This is a genomic window from Kitasatospora sp. NBC_01250 (assembly GCF_036226465.1).
Classification (GTDB): Bacteria; Actinomycetota; Actinomycetes; order Streptomycetales; family Streptomycetaceae; genus Kitasatospora.
Window position 1 is genome coordinate 1,663,207 of sequence record NZ_CP108476.1, and the last position, 10,209, is coordinate 1,673,415.

The 10,209-nt window shown below is 73.1% G+C and carries 7 protein-coding genes and 1 pseudogene; all 8 read right to left on the reverse strand.

All coding sequences use genetic code 11. The features are described 5' to 3' along the window. Positions 1-36: 36 nt before the first annotated feature. The gene (locus OG500_RS07425) at positions 37-990 is read right to left on the reverse strand and encodes a fumarylacetoacetate hydrolase family protein (protein ID WP_329577936.1); all 954 of its coding nucleotides are present in this window, start codon (positions 988-990) and stop codon (positions 37-39) included. Between the two features lie 32 nt (positions 991-1,022). After that, positions 1,023-2,156 (reverse strand): cupin domain-containing protein, encoded by a 1,134-nt coding sequence (locus OG500_RS07430; protein WP_329577939.1) that lies wholly within the window; start codon positions 2,154-2,156, stop codon positions 1,023-1,025. Then, the gene (locus tag OG500_RS07435; protein ID WP_327065603.1) at positions 2,153-3,175 is read right to left on the reverse strand and encodes a carbon-nitrogen hydrolase family protein; all 1,023 of its coding nucleotides are present in this window, start codon (positions 3,173-3,175) and stop codon (positions 2,153-2,155) included. The genes OG500_RS07430 and OG500_RS07435 overlap by 4 nt, the downstream gene beginning before the upstream one ends. A 15-nt stretch (positions 3,176-3,190) precedes the next feature. Next, positions 3,191-5,542, reverse strand: a complete 2,352-nt coding sequence (locus OG500_RS07440) for an oxidoreductase (RefSeq protein ID WP_329577942.1) — start codon at positions 5,540-5,542, stop codon at positions 3,191-3,193. Positions 5,543-5,642: 100 nt separating this feature from the next. Continuing rightward, positions 5,643-6,134 (reverse strand): acyl-CoA thioesterase, encoded by a 492-nt coding sequence (locus tag OG500_RS07445; protein ID WP_327071468.1) that lies wholly within the window; start codon positions 6,132-6,134, stop codon positions 5,643-5,645. Then, positions 6,114-7,712: pseudogene (locus OG500_RS07450) on the reverse strand (AMP-binding protein); the annotation flags it as partial. The pseudogene OG500_RS07450 and the gene OG500_RS07445, both read right to left, overlap by 21 nt. A 187-nt stretch (positions 7,713-7,899) precedes the next feature. Beyond that, positions 7,900-8,667, reverse strand: a complete 768-nt coding sequence (locus OG500_RS07455) for a thioesterase II family protein (protein ID WP_329577945.1) — start codon at positions 8,665-8,667, stop codon at positions 7,900-7,902. A gap of 158 nt (positions 8,668-8,825) precedes the next feature. Next, a complete protein-coding gene (locus OG500_RS07460) occupies positions 8,826-10,136 on the reverse strand; it encodes a methyltransferase domain-containing protein (protein ID WP_327065606.1) in 1,311 nt (436 codons plus the stop codon). Positions 10,137-10,209 lie beyond the last annotated feature (73 nt).

Consider the following 10,209-nt stretch of genomic DNA (forward strand, 5'->3'; position numbering starts at 1 on the left):
TGGGTCACGGGCGGGGCTCCTTGTCGGGGGGCGGCGTCAGCGGGCGTCCAGGACCGGGTTGGCGAGGGTGCCGATGTGCTGGATGGTGGCCTCCACCAGGTCGCCCGGCTGGAGGAACTGCGGCGGGACCAGTCCGGCGCCGACCCCGGAGGGCGAGCCGGTGGCGATGACGTCGCCGGGTTCGAGGGTCATGCCGGAGGAGATGTCGGCGATCAGCCGCGGGATCCGGAAGAGCATGTGGCGGGTGTTGGAGTGCTGCTTGGTCTCGCCGTTGACGGTGAGGCCGAGTTCGAGGTCGTGCGGGTCGGCGATCTCGTCGGCGGTCAGCACGGCGGGGCCGAACGGGGCGTAGGAGTCCTGGCCCTTGGAGAAGAACCACTGGCCGGAGCGGCGCTGGTCGCGGGCGCTGATGTCGTTGATGATGCTGTAGCCGAACACGTGCTGCCAGGCGTCCTGTTCGGCCACCCGGAACGCCTTGCGGCCGATGACGACGGCGAGTTCGCACTCCCAGTCGAGCTGTTCGGTCAGGTCGGCGTTGTGCAGGATCGGCTGCCCCGGACCGGTGATCGCGGTGGCGGGCTTGGAGAACAGCACCGGGCGGTCGGGCAGTTCGCGGTCGGTGTCCAGGGTGCGGCTGGACTCGGCGACGTGCTCGACGTAGTTGAGTCCGACGCCGACGACCTTGCCGGGGCGCAGCGGGGCCCAGAGCCGGACCTCGTCGAGCGCGTGCACGGCGGCGGGCGGCCAGCCGGCGGCCTCGCCGGCGGTGAGCAGGGCCCGCGCCGCGTCCAGGGCCGGCTGCCCGGCCCGGACGAGCGCGAGCAGGTCGCCGGGCAGCTCGGTGCCGGCCGCGCCGGCCAGCGTGGCGAGGTCGACCACGCGGTCGCCGAGCTGGGCGCCCAGGTACCGGACGGGCTCGCCCGCGCCGATCGGGTCGCGGGCGTCGCGGGCGTCGCGGGCGTCGTTCGGTGAGTAGCTGACCAGGCGCATCGTTGGCTCCTTGCAGAGGGGCGGCGGGGCGGTTACTTGTCGCTGTCCTGGACGATCGGCTGGTGGCCGCCGTGCTCGAAGTAGGCCTCCTCCCGGGTGAAGGTCAGCGAGTCCATGACCGGGAAGTCGTTGAAGGAGAACAGGCAGGCGTCCTCGCCCTGGTCGAGGTTCACGTGCTCGTGCCAGGCCCAGGAGGGCACGCAGAAGATGTCGCCCTGCTGCCAGTCGAAGCGGCGCCCGGCGATCACCGAGTACCCCCGCCCCTTGGCGGCCGTGTAGACCACCGAGCCGGTGTGGCGGTGCGCGGTGGTGGCCTGGCCCGGCCGGAGCAGCTGGAGGTGGGCGCCCATGGTGGGCATCACCGGGCCGCCGGTGAGCGGGTTGGCGTACTGCATGATGACGCCGTCGTACGGGGAGCCCGCACTGGCCTTGGCGAGGTCCAGCAGGGCCTGGTAGCTCGGCTCCCAGGGGTAGCCGAAGACCGGGGAGTACGGGCGGGTCCACTTCTCCATGCCGTACGGCAGCAGGTTGCCGCTGTAGCTGAGCAGGGAGGAGTTGACGACCTTTCCGGGCCGCTGGTACAGCTCCGGGTGGACCTCGTAGAAGCCCGCGTCCAGGGCGTTGACCAGGGGGATGTCCAGGCCGTCCTGCCAGACGACGGGCGCCTCCTCGGACTCGTTGCCGTGCTCGTGCCAGCTGCCGTTCGGGGTGATGGCGAAGTCGCGGGGGCCGACCCGCAGCTTCTGGCCGTCCACGATGGTCCACGCACCGGTGCCCTCGTGGACGAAGCGCAGCGCGGCGGCCTGGTGACGGTGGGCGGTCATCGCCTCACCGGGGCCCATGATCTGCAGGCCGGTGTAGAGCAGGCCGACGGCGGCGCTGATGTCCCGGCGGCCGGGGTTGACCAGCATGACCACGCGCCGCCCGGCGTCGTCGGCCTTGACCAGCGGCAGGGCGCGGTGCACCAGCGGGCGCAGGTCGGCGTAGCGCCAGAGCACCGGCACGGACTTGGGCTGCGGGTACCAGGGCTCGATCTCGTTGGCGACCGTCCACAGGGCACCGGCCTCCAGCTTGGCCAACTCGTCGTAGTAGGCCAGCAGTTCTTGGCTGTCGGAGACCCTGGCCCGACCGATCCTGCGGTCGTCGTAGCTGTCGTTGCCGGTCATGCTTCCTCCCGATCGACAAGGGGTGCGGTGGGGTCGGGGGCGGGCTGGTCCGCGGCGGGGGCGGTGAAGGCCAGCGGGCCGCGCGGGCGGTTGTCGAACTGGAGCTGAAAGACGTCGAAGCGGTTGTAGTGCCCGATGATGTCGTGCATCTGCTTGGGCTGGATGCACCGGCCGAGGTCGATCTCGGCGTACACGATGCCCTCCTCGTCGACCAGCGGCTCGCCGACCGGGCGGCCGTCGGGGCCGAAGATCCCGGACAACGCGCTGCGCTTGCGCGCCAGTTGCTTGCGCACGCTCTCGTCCTCGCCGGCGATCAGGTCCACCATCTCGGGCGAGATGGTGGAGCAGGAGACCACCGAGAAGACCTTGCCCTCGAAGCTGTGGGCAGCGGTGCGCAGCGCGATGGCGTCCGCCATGTCGTAGTCCTCGGGGGCCACCGGGAGCGCGATGTAGCTTGCGGCGTGCACGAGTTCGCCCTGGGCCAGCAGGGCGAAGCGGGCCAGGGTGTTGGTGTTCTCACCGCAGGCCAGGGCGCCGAGCGGGCCGACGGCGGTGCGGTGCACCCGCAGCGAGCTGCCGTCGCCGCCGGTCCAGGTCAGCTTCTCGGCCCAGGTCGGCACCAGCTTGCGGTGCACACCCAGCAGTTCGCCGTCCGCGCCGATGGTCAGCAGGGTGTTGTAGAGCACCCCGAGGCTGTGCGCGCCGCGCTCGTTGACGCCGACCACGAGCACCACACCGGCCCGGCGAGCGGCGTCGCGCAGGGTCTCCACCTCAGGGCCGGGGATGTCGATCGAGGCGCGGTAGAGGCGTTCGTACCAGGGCGAGCCCTGGACGGGGTTCATGGTCCAGTTCCAGTAGGGGTAGCCGGGGACGAACACCTCGGGCAGCACGACCAGTTCGGCGCCGTTGCCGGCCGCCTCCCGGATCAGGGCGACGGCCTTGTCGACGGTGGCGGCGGCGTCCAGGTAGACCGGGGCGGCCTGGACGGCGGCGGCGGTGAAGCGGGGCAGCTGGAGCATCGGTTCTCTCTCCTCCTAGGCCGGGAGCCAGCGCCGGTGGACGGGCGCCGCGGGCGCGCGCAGCAGTTCGAGGCGGGGCGGCACCCGGTCGGCGCGCGGGCCCGGGGGTTTGCGGCTGCCGGGCTGCCACGGGGCCGGCCAGCACACCCCGGGGCCGGTGTAGCCCTGTTCGGCGGCTGCGTGCAGGGTCCAGAGCGGGTCGTAGAGGTGGGCCCGGCCGACCGCGACCAGGTCGGCCCGCCCGGCCAGCAGGATCGAATTGACGTCGTCGTAGCTGGAGATGGCGCCGACCGCGATGGTCGGCACCCCGGTGGCGTTGCGGATCAGATCGGCGAACGGGGTCTGGTAGCTGCGGCCGTAGGGCGGCCGCTGGTCGGCCACGACCTCGCCGGTGGAGACGTCGACGGCGTCCGCACCGCCCGCGGCCAGCGCCCGGCAGATCGCGACCGCCTCGGCCTCGGTGGTGCCGCCCGGCGCCCAGTCGGCGGCCGAGATCCGCACCACCAGCGGCTTGCCGGCGGGCCAGGCGGCACGCACCGCGGCCAGCACCTCCAGCGGCAGGCGCAGCCGGTTGTCCAGCGGGCCGCCGTAGCGGTCGGTGCGCTGGTTGGTGAGCGGCGACAGGAAGCCGGAGAGCAGCTGGCCGTGGCCGAACTGCAGCTCCAGCGCGTCGAACCCGGCGCGCTCGGCGCGGGCCGCCGCCTGGGCGAAGTCCGCGGTGACGGCGGCGAGTTCCGCCCGGCTCGCCTCGTGCGGCACGGGGTGTCCCGGGCCCCAGGCGAGCGGGGAGGCCGCCAGGGTGGGCCAGCCGGACGCGCCCAGTGGCCGGCCGATCCCGTCCGGGCCGGGCGGCGCGGTGGCGCCGCGGCGCCCGGCGTGGGTGAGCTGGATGCCCAGCGGGGTGTCGCTGACCTCGCGGACGGCCCGCACGACGGCGCGCCAGGCCGCCTCCTGCTCGTCCGTCCACAGCCCCGGGCAGCCGGGGGTGGTCCGGCCCTGCGGACTGACGGCGGTCATCCCCGCGAAGACCAGGCCGGCGCCGCCGAGGGCGTGCGCCGCGAGCTGGGCCTGTTCGAAGGCGCCCGGGCAGGCACCGGTGGCCGTGAAGGTGGCCAGCGGCGGCACCACCACCCGGTTGCACAGCACGAGTTGGCCCAGCTTCAGCGGCTGGAACATCGGCGGCAGCACGCCCTGCGCGCCGCTCTCGCCGTCCAGCCCCTGCGCCCGGCTGACGGCGGCCACGAAGCCGGCGTCCCGTTCGCGCAGGTTCTCATAGGTGACCCGGCGGCTGCGGGTGAGCAGGTTGAAGGCGAACTGGTCGATCGGCTGGTCGGCGTAGCGGCCTATGCCCTCGAACCACTCCAGGCTCGCCTGGGCGGCCCGCTGGGTCGACTCCACCACCGGGCGGCGCTCGGCCTCGTAGGCCGCCAACGCCTCGGTCACGGTGGCGTGTTCGTGCAGGCCGGCGGCGAGCGCGAGGGCGTCCTCCATGGCCAGTTTGGTGCCCGAGCCGATCGAGAAGTGGGCGCTGTGCGCGGCATCCCCCAGCAGCACCACGTTCTCGTGCCGCCAGCAGGCGTTGCGCACGGTCTCGAAGCGGATCCACCGCGAGGCGTTGGGGATCAGCCGGTGGCCGTCCAGGTGCTCGGCCAGGAGCTCCTCGCAGCGCCGCACGCTCGCCAGATCGCTCTCGCCGCGGGCCGGCTCCGATTCGGCCAGGGCCGCGAACCCGGCGCGCTGCCAGGCCTGTTCGGCGATCTCCACGATGAAGGTGGAGCGCTGCGCACTGTACGGGTAGGCGTGCACCTGCAGGACGCCGAAGTCGTGCTGCGCCACGATGAAGGTGAAGGCCTCGAAGACCTTGTCGGTGGCGAGCCACATGTAGCGGCTGTGCCGCTCGTCCAACTGCGGGCCGAAGCTCGCGGCGAAGGCCTCGCGGGTGGCCGAGCGGATGCCGTCGGCGGCGACCACCAGGTCGTAGCCGGCCCGCAGTTGCTCGACCGGCGGGGCCGGGGTGCCGTAGCGCACGTCCACGCCCAGCTCGGCGCAGCGCTGTTGCAGGATCTCGCGCAGCCGGTTGCGGTCCAGCGCGGCGAAGCCGTGGCCGCCGGAGGTGCGCAGCTGCCCCCGGTGCCGGACGTCGATGTCGCTCCAGCGGGCGAACTCGGCGGACATCGCGGCGAAGACGGCCGGGTCGGCCTGGGCGATGCCGTCCAGGGTCTCGTCGGAGAAGACGACGCCGAAGCCGAGGGCCGCCTCGCGGGCGTTGCGCTCCCAGACGGTGATCTCCCACTCGGCGGAGAGCTGCTTGGCCAGGGCCGCGAAGTAGAGCCCGCCCGGCCCGCCTCCGATGACTGCTACCCGCACGACGACCTCCCGTGGTCCGGCGATTCCAAGGTATTGCGGTTATTCCACGACCGTCAAGAGCACGCGATACGCGCACCCGTGCCCACCGGGCGCAGCGGGCTCACCGGTAGGTCTCCGGCTCCTGGGCACCGGCCCCCGACAGGGCCCGCCGGGCCTCCTCGGGCCACGGCACGCTGCCCTTGGCGTGGGCCGCCGAGTGCACCACCGCCATCCGCCCGCCGGCGGCCAGGCCCTGCGGCCCGTGCACCTCGAAGGCGTAGTGCAGCGAGGAGTTGCCCACCTTCGCCACCTTGAACTCGACCCGGACGGTGTCGCCGAACCAGAGCCGCTCCCGGTAGTCCGCCTCGAAGTGGACCCGCGGGATGCTGCCGAACAGCGCGGCCAGGCCGAGCCGGCGCAGCAGCACCGCCTCCGCGGCCTCCACCCAGCGCTGGACGGCGGAGAAGTGGTAGTGGCCCGCCGCGTCGGTGTCCGACCACTCCACCCGGCGCTCGACCACCACACTCGCCGGCGTCGGCTCCGCGACCCCCTCCCCCGCCCCCGGCTCGGGCAGGCCGGCCCGGGCCCAGCGCCGCAGTTCGGCCCGGTGCACCTTGCCGCTGGAGTTGCGGGGCAGCGCGGCGACGAACTCCACCGCGCGCGGGTACTTGTAGGGCGCGATACTGCGCTTGACGAAGTCCTGCAGCTCCCGGGCCGTCTCGGGCCCGGCCGGGACGCCCTCGCGCAGCACCACGAAGGCCTTGACGATCATGCCGCGCCGCTCGTCGGGCGCCCCGGCCACCGCGCAGTCCGCGACCTGCGGATGCTCGATCAGGGCCTGCTCGACCTCGGGGCCGGCGATGTTGTAGCCGGCCGAGACGATCATGTCGTCGCTGCGCGCCTGGTACCAGAAGTAGCCGTCCTGGTCCCGGACATAGGTGTCACCGGTGATGTTCCAGCCGTCGCGCACGTAGTCGGCCTGCCGCTCGTCGTCCAGGTAGCGGCAGCCGGTCGGGCCCTTCACCGCCAGCAGCCCGGGCTGCCCGTCGGGCACCGGTGCGCCCGCCCGGTCCAGCACGGCGGCCCGGAACCCCGGCACCGGCCGACCGGTGGCGCCCGGGCGGATCTCGCCGTCGGCGGCCGAGATGAACACGTGCAGCATCTCGGTGGCGCCGATGCCGTCGATCAGCTTGATCCCGGTGGCCCGGTGGAACGCCTCCCAGAGCGCGGCGGGCAGGAACTCGCCGGCCGAGACGCAGCGGCGCACGCCCGCCAGCCGGTCGGTGAGCCCGGCCGACATGATCGCCCGGTAGGCGGTGGGGGCGGTGAAGAGCACGGTGGCGCCGTGCCGTGCCACCTGCTCGGCCAGTTGCTCGGCGCCGGGCTGTTCCAGCAGCAGTGCCGCGGCACCGGCCCGCAGCGGGAAGACCACCAGGCCGCCGAGGCCGAAGGTGAAGGCCAGCGGCGGCGTGCCGGCGAACAGGTCGTCCGGCGCGGGCCGCAGCACGTGGCGGGAGAAGGTGTCGGCATTGGCCAGCACGTCCCGGTGGAAGTGCAGGGTAGCCTTCGGCCGCCCGGTGGTGCCCGAGGTGAAGGCGATCAGCGCCACGTCGTCGGCCGCGGTGGGCACGGCGGTGAAGACCCCCTCCTTGGCCGCGCAGCGCGCCGCCAGGTCCTCCGGTCCGGCGCCGCCGTAACCGAGCGTCACCAGCCCCGGGGTGCGCGCGGCGGCCAGCTCCGGCAGGAAGCGGTGGTCGCAGAGCGCGACCACCGGCGCGCTGATCTCGTGCAGGGCGGAGAGCTCGTGCGCGCGCAGCAGCGGCACGGTGCTGACGGCCACCGCGCCGGCCTTCAGCACGCCCAGCCAACAGGCCACCAGCCAGGGGTTGTTGGGTCCGCGCAGCAGCACCCGGTTGCCGGGCACCACGCCGAGGTCCTCGGTCAGCACCTGGGCGACCTGGTCGGCGCGGCGGCGCAGGTCCCGGTAGCTCCACTCCTCGGTCGGCGTGATCAGGCAGCGCCGGTCCGCGCCGAACGCCTCGATGGTGTCGTCGAGCAGCGCCGCGGCGCAGTTCAGCCGCTCGGGGTAGGCCAACTCCGGCAGTTCGAAGAGCAGTTCCGGCCACTGCTCGGCCGGTGGCAGCCGGTCACGGCAGAACGTGTCCACATGGGCAGAGGGGGAGAGCTCCATCGGCGGCACCTCAATCGGCTCAGCGGGGAGTGAGGCCAGTATGCCGCGCCTGTGACGACAGTCAAGAGATCGGTATATCCGGGCTGGTCAGCCGCCACCCGTCCCCGCCCGGACGCGCCCGGACGCGAAAAGGGCCGTGGCGGGCGATGCTTGTCGCATCGCCCGCCACGGCCCTTTCGTCGACTGGTCAGGCCTCGGCGGCCACCGCGTCGAGGTGCGCGGAGAGCACCTTCATGACCTCGCCCGGCCGGCCGCTCAGGTAGAAGTGCCCGCCCTGGAAGACCTGGAGGTCGAACGCCGCCGAGGTGTGCTCCTGCCAGGCGCGCGCCTCGTCGATCGTGGTCTTGGGGTCGTTGTCACCGGTCAGGGCGGTGATCGGGCAGCGGAGCACCGAGCCGGGCTCGCTGCGGTAGGTCTCCACCGCCTTGTAGTCGCTGCGCAGCGCCGGCAGCACCATGCGCAGCAGCTCCTCGTCGGCGAAGACCTGCGGGTCGGTCCCGCTCAGCGAGCGCACCTCGGCCACCACGCCCTCGTCGTCGCGCTTGTGCACGTCCTCGTCCTCCCGGTAGCGGGAGGGGGCCCGGCGGCCCGAGGCGAACAGGTGCACCGGGCCCTCGCCGTCGCGCTCCAGGCGCCGGGCGGCCTCGAAGGCGATCAGTGCCCCCATGCTGTGGCCGAAGAAGGTCAACGGCCGGTCGGTCAGCGGGCGCAGCACCGGGAGCAGCGCGTCGGCCAGCCGGTGGATGTCCTCGATGCACGGCTCCGCGCGCCGGTCCTGGCGGCCGGGGTACTGCAGGGCGATGACATCGGCGCCGGGGCTCAGCGCGGCCGACACCGGGAAGAAGAAGCTCGCCGAGCCGCCCGCGTGCGGAAAGCAGACCAGTCGGCTGGGGGCCAGCGGAGCCGGGTGGAAGCGCCGGGCCCACAGGCCGGCGTCCGCGTCAGGTGCGGTCATGGTGAGTTCGTCCCCGTTCTCGAAAGCACTGCTCGATCGTGTGGCACTGCGTGAAGATCACTCATGGATCCTGTCTCCCGGCCGCCGCGCCCAAACCCCGTCGGGGCGCGGTGGCGGCCCGCCCGGCCGGGCGGGCCGCCACCGACCGGTCGGCGCCGTTACGCGGGCTTGCGCAGGGCGGCGAGCAGGTAGCCCATCTCGGGCAGCTGGGCGGCGGGCGAGCGGATGAGGTCCATCAGCTCGATGGCCTCCTCGCCGAAGCGGGCGACCATCTCGTCGTAGCGCCGGTCGGTGGACTCCACCATGCGGGTGGCCATCTTGGCGGTGTGCCGGCTGACGTCGCGGAACTCCTCCAGCTCGAAGCCGGCCTCCGCGACGAGCGCGCGGTACTCGGCCTCGGTCAGCATCGGGCTGGCCGACATCCGCTGCAGGCCGTCGCGGACCAGCTCCTGGTCCGCCTCGTCGAGCGGGCCGGTCTGCAGCAGGTCCGCCACGACGAGCCGGGCGCCGGGCTTGAGCACCCGGCTGATCTCGCGCAGCGCGGCCAGGCGGTCCATGTGGATGAGCGACTCGAAGGCCCAGGCGGCATCGTAGGACGCATCGGCGTAGGGCAGCGCCAGCGCGTCGCCGTGGTCGAAGGAGACCCGGTCGGCCAGCCCGCGCTCGCCGGCCCGCCGGTTGGCCTCCACCACCTGCGCCTCGTTGATGGAGATCCCGCGCACCCGCGCCCGGGCGGCGCCGGCCAGCCGGAAGGCCGGGGTGCCGATGCCGCAGCCGACGTCCAGGATCTCGGCGCCGTCCACCGGCGCCAGCAGCCCGATCATCTCGTCCGTCATCCGGTCCGCGGCGACCTTGTTGGAGCTGTCGTCGGCCTCGGACTCCCAGTAGCCGGCGTGGAAGCTCTCGTCCCACAGCTCGCAGAGCACCTGGGAGGCGATGTCGTAGAAGGCGGAGATGGAGTCGGTGCTGGGCAGCGGCTCGGCGGTGGTCATGGTCGCTCCTGTGGTGGTGGGCCGGTCGGTGGCCGGGGTCGGGCCTGCGGTTGCGGTCAGGTCGAGTCCGGCGTCGGCGGCGCGGTACTCGGCGGTGCGGTTGAAGTCCTTGAAGACCGACCAGTCCATGTAGGTCCGGTCCTTGACGATCAGACCGTCCGCGAAGGTCAGCACGCTCATCCAGTGCACCCGCAGCGGCGTCCCGTTGACGGGGTTGGTGCCGGTCATGACGCCTTCGACGAAGACCCGGTCGCCGACGGCGGCGGTGCTCAACACCTCGGAGTGCCGGTCGGGCATCGCCTCGCGCCCGGCCTTCTCCATCGCGTGGAAGGTGGCCGAGTCGGTGATGCGCAGCTCCTCGGGAGCGACCACCTCGGGGTCGACGGCGTAGCACTCGTCGATCATCCGGTCCGGATCGGTGTTGTAGAGCGCCGCCCAGGTGGCGACGGCGGCCAGGTTCGTTTCCTCGACAGTCATCCTTGCCTCTTGCTCCGTTCTGGTCGTACTCGTCGAACGTGCCGGTCGGTACCGGCCGTTCAGTGGCAGGTGG